Genomic DNA, 18,254 nt, shown 5'->3' with positions numbered 1-18,254 from the left:
AGTGTCCTCTGGCCGCAACGAAGAATGGGCATGGCCCTCTGGCCCGGCCGCCGTCGTAGGGCATGTCCATCGCTCAGCAGGGGCACAGAGCATGAGGCCCAAGTGTCCTCTGGCCGCAACGAAGAATGGGCATGTCCTCCCGGGCAGCCCACGCACGTTGGATATTTCCGCTCCGGCGGCCCGTATCCGTTGGGCATGTCCATCGCTCAGCGCGGGCAGTGAGCATGAGGCCCAAGTGTCCTCTGGCCGCAGCAAAAAATGGGCATGTCCCACGGGGGGAAATGTTCACCCGGAACGAATTTCTGGCACTCGCCTTGACCGAGTGCTAACCATTTACATAGAGTCGTCATTAGCACTCTCCCTAGGAGGGTGCTAACACATGAAGCGCGATCCGCCAGGCACGCTGCCGGCACCGCGACGACGGTCTGTGCGCCTTGGCATCACCGCTTCATAGTCCACGAATTTGCTGACGAAAAGGAGAGGTCCGAGTGTCGGTCTCTATTAAGCCTCTTGAGGATCGTATTGTTGTCCGCCCGCTCGAAGCCGAGCAGACCACGGCTTCCGGCCTGGTTATCCCGGACTCCGCGCAGGAGAAGCCGCAGGAAGGCGAAGTTGTTGCAGTAGGCCCCGGCCGCTTCGATGACAACGGCAACCGCGTTCCCGTTGACGTTGCCGTCGGCGACGTCGTCATCTACTCCAAGTACGGCGGAACCGAAGTCAAGACCGGCGGCACCGAGTACCTCGTACTCTCCGCCCGCGACGTTCTGGCGATCGTCGTAAAGTAACTCTCTTGGACCCCCGCGCAGCCGATCCTTCGCAATGAACGGATCAGTTGCGCGGGGTTCTGTCTTGAAAGGACAAAACCATGGCAAAGCAGCTTGCGTTTAACGACGCTGCCCGCCGGTCGCTTGAAGCCGGCATCGATAAGCTCGCCAACACCGTCAAGGTCACGCTGGGCCCGCGCGGCCGCAACGTCGTACTGGACAAGAAGTGGGGCGCCCCCACGATCACCAACGATGGTGTGACCATCGCCCGTGAAGTCGAGCTGGACGACCCCTACGAGAACCTTGGCGCGCAGCTTGCCAAGGAGGTCGCCACCAAGACCAACGATGTTGCCGGCGACGGCACCACCACCGCCACCGTTCTGGCCCAGGCCCTGGTCAAGGAAGGCCTGCGCAACGTAGCGGCAGGCGCCGCACCGGGCGAAATCAAGCGCGGCATCGAGGTTTCGGTCGAGGCCGTTGCCGCCCGCCTGCTGGAGAACGCGCGCCCGGTTGAAGGCACGCAGGTTGCCAACGTGGCCGCAATCTCCGCCCAGAGCGACGAGGTCGGCGAGCTCCTGGCCGAGGCGTTCGGCAAGGTCGGCAAGGATGGTGTGATCACCATCGAGGAGTCCTCCACCACGCAGACCGAGCTGGTCCTGACCGAGGGCATGCAGTTCGACAAGGGCTACCTGTCCCCGTACTTCGTCACTGACGCGGAACGCCAGGAGGCCGTCCTCGAGGACGCCCTGATCCTGATCAACCAGGGCAAGATCTCCTCGGTGCAGGACTTCCTGCCGCTGCTGGAAAAGGCGCTGCAGAGCTCCAAGCCGCTCTTCATCATCGCCGAAGACGTCGAGGGCGAGGCCCTGTCCACGCTGATCGTCAACCGCATCCGCGGCACGCTGAACGTCGTCGCCGTCAAGGCGCCGGGCTTCGGTGACCGCCGCAAGGCCATGCTGCAGGACATCGCGACCCTCACCGGTGCGCAGGTTGTCTCCGCGGAGCTGGGCCTGAGCCTGGACACCGTTGGCCTTGAGGTGCTCGGCACCGCACGCCGCATCACGGTCACCAAGGACAACACCACGATCGTCGACGGCGCCGGTTCGGCCGAGGACGTCGCCGCCCGTGTTGCCCAGCTGCGCGCCGAGCTGACCCGCACCGATTCGGACTGGGACAAGGAAAAGCTGCAGGAACGCCTGGCCAAGCTGGCCGGCGGCATCGGCGTGATCAAGGTCGGCGCTGCCACCGAGGTTGAGCTGAAGGAAAAGAAGCACCGCATCGAGGACGCCGTGTCCTCCACCCGCGCTGCCCTCGAAGAGGGCATTGTGGCCGGCGGCGGCTCCGCCCTCATCCACGCGCTGAAGGCGCTCGACGAGGACCCCGCCGTTCAGGCCCTCGAAGGTGACGCGGCTGCCGCCGTCGGCATTGTCCGCCGCGCCCTGACCCAGCCGCTGCGCTGGATCGCCCAGAACGCCGGCTTCGACGGCTATGTCGTCGTTGCCAAGGTCGCCGAATCCGCCGTGAACCAGGGCTTCAACGCCAAGTCCGGCGAATACGAAGACCTGATCGCCGCCGGCGTGATCGACCCCGTGAAGGTGACGCGTGCGGCTCTGCGCAACGCGGCCTCCATCGCGGCGCTGGTCCTCACCACAGAAACCCTCGTGGTGGAGAAGCCGGCTGACGAAGACGAGCACGCAGGGCACAAGCACTAGGCTCTGCCCGCAGGGGGACGGTCCGGCATCTGCCGGGCCGTCCCTTTTTCTGTCGAGTCGCTGCTGCCGTTCTGCCGTGTTCGTGGCCGCAAGTTGCCGTGATTCTGGCAGAGTTAACCCGTCAGGTGCCGCTCTAGCGTCGCGGGTTCACTGGAAACTCCCACGTTGGCATGCCTCAATGGGGATCAGTGGCCGCCGTGGCGATTGGCCATCAAAATTACGTTTTGGTAACATGGAGGCTTTGGTTATCTGGTTGAGGGGTAGTTCTATGACACAGCAAGGAACCTTGCCCCGGCCTGCCCGGCAGAATGCCGCGGCGGGGCACGATCCCGCAGCCAAGTCCGGCCGAAAATCCACCTTCAGGCCCGAAATCCAGGGACTCCGGTCCCTCGCTGTGCTGATGGTCATGACCTATCACATCTGGCTGGGCCGGGTGTCCGGCGGCGTGGACGTTTTCCTGCTGATCTCGGCCTTCCTCATGACGCTGCAGTTCGTGGGCCGCTACGAGCAGGGCCGGTCCATGGCCCTCATCAAACACTGGCTGCACCTGTTCCGGCGCCTCGTCCCGGCCGCCGTCACCGTCCTGGTGGCCATCCTTGCCGCAACGGTCCTCTTCCTGCCCCGGACCCGGTGGATGGAAATCATCAACCAGGGCTGGGCCTCGCTGGGCTATGCCGAGAACTGGCTCCTGCAGACCCAGGCGACGAACTACTACGCCGCGGACCACAGCCAGGCCAGCCCCTTCCAGCATTTCTGGTCCCTTTCGATCCAGGGCCAGGTCTTTATCCTGTGGCCGCTCATTTTTGTGGGGGCCGCGGTCGCCGCCAAGCGCTTCAGGCTCCGCTACCGCGTGCTGCTGTGCTACATCTTCGCCGTGATCTTCGTTGTTTCGCTGCTCTACTCGATCGTCTTCACGCAGGCGAGCCAAACGGAGGCGTACTTCGACACCTGGGCCCGGCTGTGGGAGTTTGCCCTGGGCACGCTCGTGGCTTTGGCCCTTCCTGCCCTGCGGCTTCCGCGGGCCTGGCGGGTCGGGCTTGGCTGGCTGGGCATTGTCGCCATGCTCAGTTGTGGCCTCCTGCTCAACGTCCAGGCTTCCTTCCCCGGGTTCGTGGCGCTCTGGCCCACCCTGGCGGCCGCCTGTGTCATCGCAGCCGGGCAGTCAGGCAGCAAGCTGGGCGTCGACCGCATCCTGAGTTCCAAGCCCCTGGTCCGGCTGGGCGACATTTCGTATGCCCTGTACCTGTGGCACTGGCCGGTTCTGGTCATCGCCCTTGCCGTGATGCACAGGGAAAAGGCTGGTCTGATCACAGGCGCCGTCATCGTCACTGTTTCACTGGTGCTCGCCTACCTCACCACCCGCTTCATTGAGAAGCCCTGGCGTGAGTGGCAGTGGCCGGAGCTGCGGCGGCGCCGCGCCCTCGTGGCCATCGGCGTGGCCGTGGTCACCGCCGCCGTGCCGCTGACCGGGATTCAGATCCAGCAGCACCTTGAAAGCGAAGCAGTCCTGGCCCAAGCCCCGAAGAACAACCCGGGCGCCTTGGCGCTGACGCCGGGCTTTGTGGACCAGGCCGACGCGAACGCCGTCCTGCTCCCCACCCCGCAGACGCTGCCGCAGGACTGGGCCAGCCTCCCGAATTCTTGCTCCGGTGACCTGCAGCCGCAGGACCCGGTCCTTCAGAAGGACTGTTTCCAGAACAACCAATCCGACACCGGAGCGAAAAAGGTCCTCGTGATCGGGGATTCCCACGCACAGCAATGGCTGGGCTCGATTGCTCCCCTCAGCGATGAGAAGGGCTGGCGGCTCTACGCCATGCTCAAGGGTGCCTGCAAACCCAACATAACGCCGCAGCACGTCTCGGCGGATTGCGACAATTTCAATGCGGCCGTCGCGTCGGAAGTGAAGAACAACCCGCCGGACGCCATCATCATCGTGGGCACTGAGGCGGCGCCGTCGTCGCCACAGGAGACCGTGATCCCGGGCTTCGAAGCCACTGCGAAGGCTTGGACGGACGAGGGCATCAAGGTCGTGGCCCTCCGGGACAATCCACGCTTTACCTTCAACATGGCAGAGTGCGTAGCGACCAAGGGTGCCGACGCGCCGGACTGCAGGCCGCGCGAGCAGGGCCTCCTTGCGGCAACGAATCCCTTGGCCGCGCTGGAGGCCAAGCTGCCGGGCGTCGCGTTCGTTGACATGACTGACCTGATCTGCACCGGCACGGAATGCCCGGGCGCGGTCGGCAACACCTACGTCTACCTGGACAACAACCACCTCAGCCGGAGCTATGCGGCCAGCATGGCCCCCATGTTCAGCGAGAGGCTCCTCGCCGCGACCGGATGGGGCCCCTAAGCCTGACTGTCCCGGGGCCCCTAGGCCCGACGGTCCCCGGCCCCTAGGCCCCACGGCCCGGGGCCCCTAAGCCCGACGGCCCCGGAACTGCCGGCCGTCGCGGGCACCTGCGGCGCCCGTGGGTCAGTGCTGGGAGCGGTCCGCCCTGCGCCGCAGCTGGCGGGCGGTGTCCGGTGCCAGCCGCCTGGTCACCAGCCGGTAGAACAGCAGGACGCCGACGGCGGCCACGACGATTCCGACCAGGTTCAGGAAAAGCTGCAGGGCGGAGCCGGCTGCCTTCTGGTACTCGCCCAGGACCAGTGCCACGGCCACGAACCCGGCTGCCGGCACCGTGGTGACGGAGATGAACACCCCGATCAGCGCCGCCGAGCGCCGGCTGATGACCGACAGCATCCCGGCTGTCCCGGCGAGGACGGCGACGATCAGGGAATAGGGGCCGGGGTGGTAGATGAATTCAACTGCTGAACCGTGGTCCAGCGCGTCCGCGGGGAACAGCCCGAGTGGCACGGAGAGCCACGCGGTCAGCGCGGCGGCCAGCATCGCGACGGGAAAACCAACGCCGAGGGCCAGAGCCGCGTCACGGCCAAGCCGCCGCTGGCGCCGGACCAGGGCCACGGCCAGGGCAGCCAGCGGGCCGAACTCCGGGCCCACGGCCATGGCACCGACAATCGCAATGGTGGAGTCCGTCACGATGCCGATGGCCGCCAGCTGGGTCGCCAGGACCAGGAACGCCAGGAAACTCCACGTCAGGCGCGAATCCTCGCCGGTCTGCCGCGAGACCTCGTCCCAGATCACGGCGTCCGCGCCCTCACCTGGAGCCTCGGCCTCCGCCTTGTCGGCGCGGTCCGAGAGCACAAGGTCCGGTGCGATGACCGTAATCGATCCCCGCTGCTGGACATCGAGGGCGTGCAGCTTCTCCACGAGCCCCTCCACGGATTCCCGGGCCAGCAAGACCTCGATGACGTCCCCGGGCGGCGTGACGGAAGAGGCCTTCGCGAGCGCCACTTCCGAGACTCCGACGTGGTTTGTACAACTTTCGAGAACAACTCCGGACAATTCACCCGGAACACAAATGCGCACCTGCACGATCACTTGGCGGCCTCCTCAGACTCCTACCAGCCTAGCTTCCGCCCCGCGGCCGACGGCGCCGCCGGCCTCCTGGGGGCGCCGCCGGCCAGGCGGGTGAAGGACACCGCCGGGCCCGTGTGATTGGCCAAGAAAATTACGTTTCGGTAACATTGATGTTTTGGAAACCGGCCTGAAGGGATCTTTGTGTCGAACGAGCGAACCACCGTTACCCCGCCACGGGCGGATGCAGGTTCTCCGGCGACCCGAAAAACAAGCTACCGCCCCGAAGTCCAGGGCCTTCGCGCCCTCGCGGTCCTCATGGTGGTCACGTACCACGTGTGGCTGGGCCGGGTCTCCGGCGGCGTGGACATCTTCCTCCTCATTTCAGCCTTCCTGATGACACTTAGCTTCACGCGGAAAGTCGAAAGCGGCGCGCCGCTGCGGCTGCTCAGCCACTGGCTGCATCTGCTCAAGCGCCTGCTGCCCGCCGTCGTCGTGGTGGTTCTCGGCGTCCTCGCCGGAACCTGGGCCGTCCTGCCGCAAAGCCGCTGGCCCGACGTCCTTGAACAGGCCTGGGCCTCCCTGCTGTACCGGCAGAACTGGCTCCTGGCGGACAGCGCCGTGGACTACTACGCCCAGGACCATTCGGGCGCGAGCCCGCTCCAGCACTTCTGGTCACTCTCGATCCAGGGCCAGGTGTTCGTGCTCTGGCCGCTCGTTTTTGCCGGCACCGCACTTCTTTCCCGCCTGCTCCGCCGCCGGACCGGCCAGGACCACGTCCTGCTGCGTTACCGCTCCCTGCTGGCCGCGGCCTTCGGCGCCATCTTCGCCGTGTCCCTGGCCTACTCGATCCAGCAGACCGCAACGAACCAGGCCCACGCCTACTTCGATACCGGCGCTCGGCTCTGGGAGTTCGCGCTCGGCTCGCTCCTTGCCCTCGCCCTGCCGTACCTGAAACCGGGCACGGTCCTGCGCGTCGTGCTCGGCTGGGCCGGCCTCGTGGCCATGCTCTCCTGCGGGCTCCTGCTGACCGTGGACCGTTCGTTCCCCGGATTCATCGCGCTGTGGCCCACGCTGGCCGCCGCCGCGATCATCACCGCCGGTCAAAGCGGCAGCCGCTTCGGGGTTGACCGCTTCCTGACCTGGAAACCCCTGGTGGCGCTGGGGGATAACTCCTACGCGCTCTACCTCTGGCACTGGCCGCTGCTGGTCCTGGCCCTCGCCGGGGCGGGCATCACGGCGCCCAACCTGTTCCAGGGGCTGTGCATCGTTGCCGCGTCCCTCGTCCTGGCCGTGCTCACCACCCGCTTCGTCGAGAAGCCGCTGCGCGAATGGCACTGGCCCAAGCGCCGCGCCTGGCGGACCGCCGTCGTGATCGCCGCCTGTGGTGCCCTGCTGGCGGGTCCCGTCGCCGTGTGGCAGAGCCAGCTCCTGGCCGACGAAGCCGAGGCGGCGTCCCAGCCCAAGGAACTGACCCCCGGCGCGGCCGCCCTGGCACCGGAAAACGCCGGCAAGCCCACGCCGGAAGCCAAGATCATCCCCGCGCCGGCGGCGATGAAGAACGAGTGGGCGGACATCGACGGGCTGTGCACGGACGCCAACGTCCCCAGCGACCCCCTGCTTCAGGGGTGCCTGCAGAACAACAAGCCGGACAAGGTCACCAAACGGATCGTGGTGCTCGGTGACTCCCATGCCCAGCAGTACATGGCGGCGCTGGGCCCCATCGCGAAAAGCCACGGCTGGGAAGTTGTCACGCTCCTGAAGGGCAACTGCCGCTTCGGCGGGGAGTCCCCGGAGCGGGACGCGGACTGCAACGCCTTCAACCGGGCCAGCGCGCAGTACGTCCTGGACCACCGCCCCGACGCCGTTTTCACGGTTGCTTCCCTGACCCACAAGGAAGCGCCGTTCGAGACCGAAGTGCCTGAGTACCTGGCGGGCATCAAGCCCTTCACCGACGCCGGCATGGACGTGGTGGGCATCCGCGACAACCCCCGCTTCACCATCAATATGCCCGAGTGCGTCCAGAAGTACGGCCCGGATGCCTCGGAGTGCAACGTGCCGGAGCAGGAATCGCTCGCGGGGTCCTCGCCGCTGGACGCGTACCGCGGCCAGGTGCCCAGGCTGCACCTCATGGACATGAGCGATTTCATCTGCGCCAACGGAACATGCCCCGCGGTGGTCGGCAACGTGTACGTGTACAAGGACGACAACCACCTGACCAAGACGTACGTCCAGACCATGATCCCCATGTTCGAACAGCGGCTGCTCGCCGCCACCGGCTGGAAGTAGGCCTGCGCCCACCGTCCGGCGCCCACCGGCCCGGAAGCAGGCCCGGCCGGCCGGGGGAGCCGTGCGGGCATGGGGCGGCTCACATTGAAACCGGACATTACCGCCCGGAATATGGCTATCGCCGCCAAGGTTCTACTATTTATTGAGGACTTCTGCACGAATCATCTGCACGAACCTTCTGCATGACCTTCTGCACAGGCCAGACCCGTAATGACGGGCTGGTCATCTGTTGCAACCCCTACCCGTGACCCCGTAACCCAAGGTAAGAGGCGCACTCATGACCCAGCCCGAACACGATCCCTTCGGCTTCATCGGCCTGACGTACGACGACGTCCTGCTCCTGCCCGGCCACACCGACGTGATCCCTTCGGAAGCGGACACGTCGTCCCGGATCTCCAAGCGCATCACGGTCCAGACGCCGCTGCTCTCCGCCGCGATGGACACAGTCACGGAGTCCCGGATGGCCATCGCCATGGCCCGCCAGGGCGGTCTTGGCGTCGTGCACCGCAACCTCTCCATCGCCGACCAGGCCGACCAGGTGGACCGGGTCAAGCGCAGCGAATCCGGCATGATCACCAACCCCCTGACCATCGGCCCCGAGGCCACGCTGGCCGAGCTGGACGAAATCTGCGCACGCTACCGTGTCTCCGGCCTGCCGGTCGTGGACGAGGGCAACAGGCTGCTGGGCATCGTCACCAACCGCGACACCCGCTTCGTGCCCGAATCCGACTTCCCGCTGCGGCTGGTCAGCGATGTCATGACCAAGATGCCGCTCGTGACCGGACACGTCGGCATCAGCCGCGAGGAAGCCTCGCACAAGCTGGCCACGAACAAGATCGAGAAGCTCCCGCTCGTTGACGAGCAGGGCCGGCTCAAGGGCCTGATCACCACGAAGGACTTCACCAAGGCCGAGCAGTACCCGCTCGCCACCAAGGACGACGAAGGCCGCCTGCGCGTCGGCGCGGCGATCGGCTTCTTCGGCGACGGCTGGGAACGCGCCATGGCGCTGATCGACGCCGGTGTGGATGCCCTCTTCGTGGACACCGCGAACGGCCACTCCCAGGGTGTGCTGGAAATGATCCGCCGGCTCAAGTCCGATCCCGTTGCCGCGCACGTGGACATCATCGGCGGCCAGGCCGCCACCCGCGAAGGCGCCCAGGCCCTGATCGACGCCGGTGCCGACGGCATCAAGGTTGGCGTCGGTCCCGGGTCCATCTGCACCACCCGTGTGGTGGCCGGCGTCGGCGTCCCGCAGATCACGGCCATTTATGAGTCCGCGAAGGCCGCCATCCCGGCCGGCGTGCCGCTGATCGCCGACGGCGGCCTGCAGTACTCCGGTGACATCGGCAAGGCGCTCGTCGCCGGCGCCGACACCGTGATGCTCGGCTCCCTCCTGGCCGGTTGCGACGAATCCCCGGGCGACCTGATTTTCGTCAACGGCAAGCAGTTCAAGAGCTACCGCGGCATGGGCTCCCTCGGCGCCATGCAGACCCGCGGCAAGAACACCTCCTACTCCAAGGACCGCTACTTCCAGGCCGACGTCTCCGGCGATGACAAGCTCATCCCGGAAGGCATCGAGGGCCGGGTCGCGTACCGCGGTCCGCTGTCATCGGTGGCGTACCAGCTGGTCGGCGGGCTCCGCCAGACCATGTTCTACACCGGCGCCCCGACCGTGGCCGAGCTGAAGGCACGCGGCAAGTTCGTGCGCATCACCGCGGCCGGGCTCAAGGAGTCTCACCCGCACGACATCCAGATGACGGTCGAGGCCCCCAACTACGGGTCCCGCTAAGACCCGCCGGGTGGGCCCGCCGAAACCACGGTTTCGGCGGGCCCACCCTGTTTAAGGGCGCCCCGATTCCCGGCGGCGGTGCCGCTCACGCCCCGGCTCCGGGTCCCGGAACTAGGCTGGAGGCATGTCCGAACTCCTGCCGGCACGCGCGCCCAAACGCAAGCTCGCGCTCAAGCCCTACGCCCGCGCCGTGGCACAAGTGCTGCGGGTGAGCTTCCGGGCCTCGCCCGCCGCCGTCGTCATGAAGGTCCTGGGCTCGCTGATCTCGGCACTGCTGCCGCTGGTCACGACGTACTTCGCCGCCCTGACCACCACGGCGCTGGCCGCCGCCTACGCGGGCGACGCCGACGCCGGCGCGCAGGCCGTCGTGTACGTCATCATCACCGCGGCACTCGGGCTCTTCTGGGGGTCGTTCAGCAGCGTGGACCGCTACATCCAGCAGCTCATGAGTTTCCGGGTCGGCGCGATCGTCGGTGACCTGATGTACGAGCGCTTCCTGACCCTGGACTTCTGGCGCTACGACGACAAAGAAACCGTGGACCTGTACGACCGGGCGAAGCGTTTCTCCGACTCCTACGCCCGCGTCCTGGACCGGATCGCCGCCATTTTCACCCAGCTCGTCTCCGTGCTGCTGGCGATCGGCGCGCTGCTGCTGGTCAGCTGGTGGATCGCCGTGATCGTCCTGGTTGCGATCGTCCCCAGCGTCTACCTGCAGTTCAAGCTCTCCCGCGAACAGATCGCGCACTGGAACACCCAGGTCGATTCGCGCCGGCAGCGCAGGATGATCGAAACCAACCTCCTGCGACCGCAGCACATCGCCGAGATGCGGCTTTACGGGATTGTCGGCTATCTGATGGGCCTGCGCTCCCGGCTGCGGGACGCCGATGAAAAGCGCCGGCTGGACTTCCAGAAGCGCTACATCCCCAAACAGCTCGCGGCCGATGCCCTGCAGTACGGCGCCGAGGTGGTCTCGCTGATCTGGGTGGTGGGCCAGATCATCGCCCGGGCCCAGCCGGTGGGGCAGTTCCTCTATGTCCAGCAGATTGTCAGCCGCGCCCTCTCGACCGCCAACAGCCTCGTCTCCTCACTGAGCTCGATCGACGAGGACCTGGCGAACCTCACGGACTACGAACTCTTCATGGCCTTGCCCGTGCCGTCCGGCCACGCCCCGCCGCTGCTGCAGGCGCCGAAGACGGTGGAACTGCGGGACATCCGCTTCACGTACACCGGCAGCGAACTGGAGGTGATCCGCGGCATTTCGATGACCATCAGGCAGGGCCAGCACATCGCGATCGTGGGGGAGAACGGGGCCGGCAAGTCCACCCTGATCCGTATCCTGGCCGGGCTGTACCGTCCCGACTCCGGGCAGGTGATGCTCGACGGCGTGGACCTCGCCGCCGTCGACGTCACCTCCTGGCACCGGCACCTGGCGGTGCTCAGCCAGGAGTTCCTGAAGTATGAATTCGCCACCGCGGCGGAAAACATCTTCTTCGGCGACGTCGATTCGCCCCGCGACGACGGACGGGTCCGGCGCTCCGCCGCGGATGCCGAGGCCCTCGAATTCATCAACAAACTGCCCAACGGCCTGGACAACCACGTCAGCAACTGGATGGAGGACCCGCGCGGGCGGAAGGGCTCCGGCCTTTCCGGCGGGCAGTGGCAGCGGCTGGCGATGGCCCGGAACTTCTACCGCGGCGCATCGTTCATGGTGATGGACGAGCCGACGTCGGCCATCGACGCGCTGGCCGAACACCGGATCTTCACGCGGCTCTTCGCTGACCGCAGCAGCACCATCATCGCCATCAGCCACCGCCTGGCCACGATCGAGAAGGCCGATGTGGTCTACATGCTCGAGGAAGGCCGCATCGTGGAACAAGGCACCCACAGGGAACTTGTGGCGCGCCGCGGCCGGTACTTCCGGATGTTCGAGTCCCAGCTCACCGTCCCCGACACCGAGAACGTCAGCGGCGAGTAAGCGGAGCGCCCTCGATGGTCGTCCGCACCCGGGCCAGGCTGGGTTCGGGCGGGACGCTGCTGAAACCGAAGCCGACGGCGGGGCGGACGGCGGCGAGCGGGCCGGCGTCGGCGCCGTCCCAGCTGACGGTCGCGGCGTCGATGCGGTGCAGGTCGGTGACCCCGTAGTATTCCCGCCGGCCGCCCTTGGCCGTGCCCGCAGTGCGCACGCCGGGGAGGATCCTGCCCGCAACAGGGCTGACCGCACGCAGCCAGCGCGGATGCACCGCCAGAGCCCGGGGGACCAGCCGCGCCACGGCGCCCAGCCGGGTGCGGGACCCGAGCCGGGCGCGGATCCGCAGCGGCCCGGCGTCGACGGCGAGCTGCCCCACCCCATGCTCTGAAGCCAGTGGCACGATGCAGGTCTCGTCGAAGTTATAGACCGCGCTGATGAAATCGGCGGCCTCGACGCTCGGTGCCAGCAGGATCCGGTGGCCGCAGGGCAGCTGGACCATCGCGTCGGTGAAGGACCCGAACGGGGACTGCGTCCACACGCCCACCACCGCGCGCAGGCCCGATCCCGTGCCGAGCCCGGCAATGTGTCCGTCGAAGATCCAACGCTGTCCGTTACGCCAAAGCATGACGCCACAGTACGCCGAAGCGGCGCCCCGCGTCCGCTGGGATAACCTAGAGCAGTGACTTACGAGATTGAGATTGGCCGAGGCAAGCGTGGGCGTCGTGCCTACTCCCTGGATGACATTGCGATCGTCCCCAACCGGCGCACCCGTGACCCCAAGGACGTCTCCGTCTCCTGGCAGATCGATGCCTACAAGTTCGACATGCCGGTCATCGCGGCGCCGATGGATTCGGCCATGTCGCCGGAGACCGTCATCGCCCTGGGCCGTCTCGGCGGACTCGGTGTGCTCGACCTCGAAGGCCTGTGGACCCGGTACGAGAACCCGCAGTCCGTACTGGACGAAATCGCGGGCCTGGCTGACGAGACCAACAGCCCGGCCGTCACCCGGCGCATGCAGGAGCTCTACCAGGCGCCGATCCAGCCCGAGCTGATCACCTCCCGCCTCGCCGAGATCCGCGCCGCAGGCGTCACGGTGGCCGGCTCCCTGACCCCGCAGCGCACGCAGGAACACTACAAGACCGTGGTGGCCGCCGGCGTCGACATCTTCGTCATCCGCGGGACCACTGTCTCGGCCGAGCACGTCTCCAAGGACCACGAGCCGCTGAACCTCAAGCAGTTCATCTACGAACTCGACGTCCCCGTGATCGTCGGCGGGGCGGCCGGCTACACCCCGGCCCTGCACCTGATGCGCACCGGCGCCGCCGGCGTGCTGGTCGGCTTCGGCGGCGGAGCCACCACCACGACCCGCCGCGCCCTGGGCATCCACTCGCCCATGGCCTCCGCGATCTCCGACGTCGCGGCGGCCCGCCGGGACTACATGGACGAGTCCGGCGGACGCTACGTCCATGTGATCGCCGACGGCGGCATGGGATCCTCCGGCGACATCGTCAAAGCCATCGCCATGGGCGCCGACGCCGTGATGCTGGGCAGCGCCCTGGCCCGCGCCGACGAAGCCCCCGGCAAGGGATGGCACTGGGGCCAGGAAGCCCACCACCTCGAACTGCCCCGCGGCGACAGGGTCAATGTGGGAACGGTCGGGCCGCTCGAAGAGGTCCTGTTCGGGCCCGGCCACCACACCAACGGCACCTCCAACCTCGTCGGCGCGCTGCGCCGTTCAATGGCGACCACCGGCTACTCGGACCTGAAGGAATTCCAGCGCGTCGACGTCGTCGTCTCGCCGTACGCCGGCAACTGAAACCGCGCGCGGGCCGTTGAGGGCCCTGCCCATCCGGGAAACTTGGACGTAGTCTGGTGCCCTACGAGGTTTGATCCGGATGGAGGCGTGACATGAACAGTTTTCCCGGCGGTTCTGCCGAGGCCGGAGGTGCCCTCGGGCCAGCGGCCCGCGAGGCTTCAATCACTGTGCTCAGGGGCAGCACCGCCCCCGGCAAAGAGCTCGACATCCTGATCGTGGGCGGCGGCATCGTGGGTGCCGGCGCCGCCCTCGACGCCGTGACCCGAGGGCTCAGTGTGGGCATCGTCGAGGCCAACGACTGGGCCGCGGGGACGTCGTCGCGGTCCTCGAAGCTCATCCACGGTGGCCTCCGGTACCTCGAAATGCTCGACTTCGGCCTGGTCAAAGAGGCACTGCACGAGCGCGGCCTCATTCTCTCCGTCCTGGCGCCGCACCTGGCCCGGCCGGTCCCGTTCCTGTACCCGCTCCACAAACCGTTCCTGGAGCGGCCCTATGTCGGCGCCGGAATCGCCTTGTACGACGCGATGTCCATCACCGGCGGGCACAGCCGCGGCGTCCCCTTCCACAAGCACCTGTCCCGGCGAGGGACCCTGCGCGCCGCCCCCAGCCTCAAGGACGACGCCTTCGTCGGATCCATCCGCTACTACGACGGCCAGGTCGACGACGCCAAGTACGTCGCCAACCTCGTGCGGACCGCGGCGCACTATGGCGCCCACGCGGTCAACCAGATGTCGGTTGTGGACTTCGTGCGCGAGGGCGAACGCGTGGTCGGCGCCAAGGTGGTCAACCATGAGGACGGCTCCAGCTTTAAAATCCGGGCCAAACAGGTCATCAACGCCACCGGGGTCTGGACCGACGAGACCCAGGCCATGGTGACAGACCGCGGACAGCTCAAGGTGCGGGCGTCCAAGGGCATCCACCTCGTGGTGCCCCGCGACCGGATCCAGTCCACGGTGGGGCTGATCCTGCGGACCGAGAAATCCGTGCTCTTCGTGATCCCCTGGGGCAGGCACTGGATCATCGGGACCACTGACACCGACTGGCACCTCGACAAGGCCCACCCCGCGGCTTCCAGCAAGGACATCGACTACCTGCTCGAGCACGTCAACAAGGTCCTCAAGCGCCCGCTGACCCGCGAGGACGTCGAGGGCGTCTACGCGGGGCTGCGGCCGCTGCTGGCCGGAGAAAGCGATTCCACCGCGAAGCTCTCCCGCGAACACGTGGTGGCGCACCCCGTGCCGGGTCTCGTGGTGGTGGCGGGCGGTAAATGGACCACCTACCGGGTCATGGCCAAGGACGCGGTCGACGAGGCGACGCGCAGCATGGACGAGCGTGTCCCGGCCAGCTGCACGGAATCCGTCCCGTTGCTGGGGGCGAGCGGTTTCAAGGCCGCGTGGAACCAGCGGAACCGGATGGCGGAGGAGACCGGCGTCCACGTTGCCCGGATCGAACACCTCCTCAACCGCTACGGCGCCATGACGCCGGAGGTGCTGGCGCTCATCGCTGACAGCCCGGAACTGGCCGAACCGTTGCCGGGCGCTGACGACTACCTGGCTGCCGAAGCCGTCTACGCGGCCACGCACGAGGGCGCCCGGCATGTCCAGGACGTCCTGACCCGCCGCACCCGGATTTCGATTGAAGCGTGGGACCGCGGTGTGTCCGCCGCTCCGGTAGTCGCTAAACTAATGGGAGACGTTCTCGGCTGGAGTGATGCGCAGCGCGAGGGCGAAATCAAGCACTATCTCGCCCGGGTTGATGCCGAGCGCCTGAGCCAACAGCAGCCGGACGACGAATCCGCCGACGCCGCACGGCTGGGCGTGGAGGACATTGTGCCGCTGCGCTAAAACTCAGCGCCGGCCGGCAGTGCAGGATTACAACGCTAGTCATTGGACTGCCGGCCGGCGTCACTGACGCCACTTCGAAGGGACATCTCTTGGCGGAACCACTGGACCGGTACGACGCCGAGCTGACCACACCCGAGATGGTGATCCTCGAAATGGACGCCACGGACAAGCTCGACGCCACTGCCCAGCTCGCGGAACGCATGCATGCTGCCGGACGAATCTCCGATCTCGTGGGCTTCCTCAAGCAGGTCAATGCCCGGGAGCACCAGCTCGCCACCGGCCTGCCCGGCGGTGTCGGCCTGCCGCACGCCCGCAGCGAGCTCGTGTCACAGACATCCATCGCGGTCGGCATCACGAAGTACGGCAGGGCGCTGGACTTCGGCGCGGCCGACGGTCCGGCCACCGTGATTCTGCTCATCGCCACCCCGGCGAGCTCCTTTTCCGATCACCTCGAAGTGCTCGCGACGCTGGCACGCTCACTGTCGAAAGAATCCTTCCGAGAATCGCTCCGCCGCGCCTACGACGCCGAAGTGATTGCCGAACTGATCAATTCCAGCCTGGTGTTCTTCGACCACTAAGATTGGGACCCGGCTGCCCCACTCTCGATGGCCCGTTTCGCTGTTCTACACAGGGACGAAGTACCTTTAAGGGGTGCTGAAAACTGCCCTCAAACCCCGCTGGATCGCAGGACTCGTGTTCGCGATCGCAATTTCCGGGGTCTTTGTGCTGCTCAGCCAGTGGCAATTCGGCCGTTCAACGCAGGCCGAAGCCCCGGTCTCCACCACAACGGAGCAAACGCGGCAGCTCACCTCGGTCCTGCAGCCGGGTGGGTTCTTCCCCGGATCCGTGGCTGACCAGATGGTCTCCGCCACCGGCAGCTACGACCCCCAGAAGCAGGTCCTCGTCCCCGGCCGGCTCAATGACGGTGCGAAGGGCTACTGGATCGTTTCGGCCTTCGCCGTCAAGGATGCCCCGGCCCTGAAAGGCGGCGGGGCCACACCGCAGACCTGGATTCCGGTCGCACGCGGCTGGGTGGCGGATCCCGCGGACGCCGTGGCGCCGCCGTCGGGCACCATCGAACTGACCGGGCGGCTGTTGCCGTCCGAGTCCCCGCTGCCGCGGACGGATCCCGGACCCGGCCGCGCCAGCGCCGTCTCGGTTGCCGAACTCATCAACGACTGGAACGTCAGCAGCTACCCGGGCTTTGTCGCAGCGACCACCGAACTGGCCGGCGGCACCGACGTCGGGGCCGCGGCCGCAGGCGGCGACGTCAAACCCCTCCGGATCGGCCCGCAGCCGCCCGCGCAGCAGGTCAACTGGCTCAACCTCTTCTATTCCGTGGAATGGGTGGTCTTCGCCGGTTTCGCGTTGTTCATCTGGTGGCGGCTCGTCAAGGACGACTACCGCCGCGACCTCGAAGACGCGCTCGACGAGGAAACGGCCGGCGAAGAGCCCCCAACCGACCGCCACGCGGCCCACCACAACGCGGCCCACCACAACGCGGCCCAAGCGCCCGCCGACTTCCATCCCACAGCCCCCCAACCCACAGACCCGAGAGTGCAATCATGATCGAGCCCCAGCCCGCCATCCAGCCGCAGTCCACCAACGGCACGGGGAAAGCCGGGAAGAAGCGCCGCTTCGGCGGCACCGAGGCCCAAATCCGGTCCGCCCTGAAGTTCTACAAGGTGCTCGCCTACCTGACGGGCACGATGCTGCTGCTGCTCTGCGCCGAACTGATCGCCCGGTACGGCTTCGGTCAGTACCTCTTCGCCGGCGGCACCAACGCCGTCACCGGCCAGCCGTTCGGCCTCGGATTCGCCGACGCCGAGCCGCCAGGGGTGATCGGGGGCGTCAACCTCTCCATCACGATCCTGATCGTGCACGGCTGGATGTACGTCGTGTACCTGATTTCCAACTTCCGGCTGTGGTCGCTCATGCGCTGGCCGTTCACCAAGCTGGTGGTCATGGCCCTGGGCGGCGTCGTGCCGTTCCTGTCCTTCTTCGTCGAGAAGAAGTTCCACGCCGAGGTCGAGGCCGAACTCGCAGCAAACCCGCAGGCGCCCCAGCGGTACTGAACCCCTTCTGACCCGGCGCCCTTCCTGATCCGTCCTGATCAGTCATTCCGGGTCAGTGACACGACGCCGGCGGCCGCCGTCGGGCATGTGAGTTCGCTTACCTCGGCCCGCGATTCGGGCCCGCACCGGCTTCTCAATGTGCGGGCGGGCAGCAGCGCAAAGTAGGCTAGTGGGGTGACTACTCCCACTGCATCCCAGACGTCCCACAGGCCGGTTCTGGTTGTTGACTACGGTGCCCAGTACGCGCAGCTGATTGCCCGCCGCGTCCGGGAAGCGAATGTGTATTCGGAAGTGGTTCCGCATACGTACAGCACCGAGCAGCTGCTGGCCAAGAACCCCGCCGCGATCATCCTCTCGGGAGGGCCCTCGAGCGTCTACGCCGACGGCGCCCCCAGCGTCGGTGCCGACCTCTTCGAGGCCGGCGTCCCGGTCTTCGGCATCTGCTACGGCTTCCAGGCCATGGCCAACGCCCTCGGCGGCAAGGTAGCCCAGACGGGCCTGCGCGAATACGGCGCCACCGAGACCACCACCCTCGGCGAGGGCCGCTCCATCCTGGCCGGCATGCCCCAGCACCAGAG

The 18,254-nt window shown here is 67.0% G+C and carries 14 protein-coding genes; 12 read left to right on the top strand and 2 right to left on the bottom strand.

What is annotated here, in order from left to right:
- Nucleotides 1–488: 488 nt before the first annotated feature.
- The 3 genes from groES to AC1D1W_RS15730 all read left to right on the top strand — a co-directional run bounded on the left by groES (nt 489) and on the right by AC1D1W_RS15730 (nt 4,826).
- Complete coding sequence (groES, locus tag AC1D1W_RS15740; protein WP_028275747.1) at nt 489–785, top strand: co-chaperone GroES; 297 nt, start codon at nt 489–491, stop codon at nt 783–785.
- Nucleotides 786–865: 80 nt separating this feature from the next.
- A complete protein-coding gene (gene groL / locus AC1D1W_RS15735; RefSeq protein ID WP_028275746.1) occupies nt 866–2,476 on the top strand; it encodes a chaperonin GroEL in 1,611 nt (536 codons plus the stop codon).
- 268 nt (nt 2,477–2,744) lie between these two features.
- On the top strand, nt 2,745–4,826 hold the full coding sequence (locus AC1D1W_RS15730; protein ID WP_476944178.1) for an acyltransferase family protein: 2,082 nt from the start codon (nt 2,745–2,747) through the stop codon (nt 4,824–4,826).
- A gap of 123 nt (nt 4,827–4,949) precedes the next feature.
- On the opposite strand, the gene AC1D1W_RS15725 is transcribed toward AC1D1W_RS15730, so the two are convergent.
- On the bottom strand, nt 4,950–5,831 hold the full coding sequence (locus AC1D1W_RS15725) for a DUF389 domain-containing protein (RefSeq protein WP_243181036.1): 882 nt from the start codon (nt 5,829–5,831) through the stop codon (nt 4,950–4,952).
- 267 nt (nt 5,832–6,098) lie between these two features.
- Between AC1D1W_RS15725 and AC1D1W_RS15720 the strand changes: the two genes are divergently transcribed.
- From AC1D1W_RS15720 to AC1D1W_RS15710, 3 genes are all read left to right on the top strand, one after another.
- On the top strand, nt 6,099–8,183 hold the full coding sequence (locus AC1D1W_RS15720) for an acyltransferase family protein (RefSeq protein WP_243181035.1): 2,085 nt from the start codon (nt 6,099–6,101) through the stop codon (nt 8,181–8,183).
- A 277-nt stretch (nt 8,184–8,460) separates the two neighbouring features.
- Nucleotides 8,461–9,972: an IMP dehydrogenase gene (gene guaB / locus AC1D1W_RS15715; protein ID WP_018773740.1), complete on the top strand. Its 1,512-nt coding sequence runs from the start codon at nt 8,461–8,463 to the stop codon at nt 9,970–9,972.
- 124 nt (nt 9,973–10,096) lie between these two features.
- Nucleotides 10,097–11,947: an ABC transporter ATP-binding protein gene (locus AC1D1W_RS15710; RefSeq protein WP_028275742.1), complete on the top strand. Its 1,851-nt coding sequence runs from the start codon at nt 10,097–10,099 to the stop codon at nt 11,945–11,947.
- On the opposite strand, the gene AC1D1W_RS15705 is transcribed toward AC1D1W_RS15710, so the two are convergent.
- On the bottom strand, nt 11,934–12,566 hold the full coding sequence (locus AC1D1W_RS15705; protein ID WP_476944177.1) for a hypothetical protein: 633 nt from the start codon (nt 12,564–12,566) through the stop codon (nt 11,934–11,936). The genes AC1D1W_RS15710 and AC1D1W_RS15705 overlap by 14 nt on opposite strands.
- A 54-nt stretch (nt 12,567–12,620) precedes the next feature.
- Here AC1D1W_RS15705 and AC1D1W_RS15700 point away from each other — a divergent pair, with 54 nt between their 5' ends.
- From AC1D1W_RS15700 to AC1D1W_RS15675, 6 genes are all read left to right on the top strand, one after another.
- On the top strand, nt 12,621–13,757 hold the full coding sequence (locus AC1D1W_RS15700; RefSeq protein ID WP_230007196.1) for a GuaB3 family IMP dehydrogenase-related protein: 1,137 nt from the start codon (nt 12,621–12,623) through the stop codon (nt 13,755–13,757).
- A 92-nt stretch (nt 13,758–13,849) separates the two neighbouring features.
- Complete coding sequence (locus AC1D1W_RS15695) at nt 13,850–15,601, top strand: glycerol-3-phosphate dehydrogenase/oxidase (protein WP_028275740.1); 1,752 nt, start codon at nt 13,850–13,852, stop codon at nt 15,599–15,601.
- An 89-nt stretch (nt 15,602–15,690) separates the two neighbouring features.
- Complete coding sequence (locus AC1D1W_RS15690; RefSeq protein WP_243181030.1) at nt 15,691–16,179, top strand: PTS sugar transporter subunit IIA; 489 nt, start codon at nt 15,691–15,693, stop codon at nt 16,177–16,179.
- Between the two features lie 73 nt (nt 16,180–16,252).
- Nucleotides 16,253–17,170, top strand: coding sequence for an SURF1 family protein (locus AC1D1W_RS15685; RefSeq protein ID WP_476944176.1), 918 nt, complete (start codon nt 16,253–16,255; stop codon nt 17,168–17,170).
- Nucleotides 17,167–17,676, top strand: a complete 510-nt coding sequence (locus tag AC1D1W_RS15680) for a DUF3817 domain-containing protein (RefSeq protein ID WP_243181026.1) — start codon at nt 17,167–17,169, stop codon at nt 17,674–17,676. The genes AC1D1W_RS15685 and AC1D1W_RS15680 overlap by 4 nt, the downstream gene beginning before the upstream one ends.
- Before the next feature lie 174 nt (nt 17,677–17,850).
- Nucleotides 17,851–18,254: glutamine amidotransferase-related protein (locus tag AC1D1W_RS15675; protein WP_476944175.1), on the top strand; the 404-nt coding region annotated here is incomplete at its 3' end.

Source organism: Arthrobacter sp. P1_B4 (assembly GCF_056406555.1).
The sequence above is the reverse complement of the archived record's forward strand: the minus strand, read 5'-3'. Positions and strand labels throughout refer to the sequence as shown.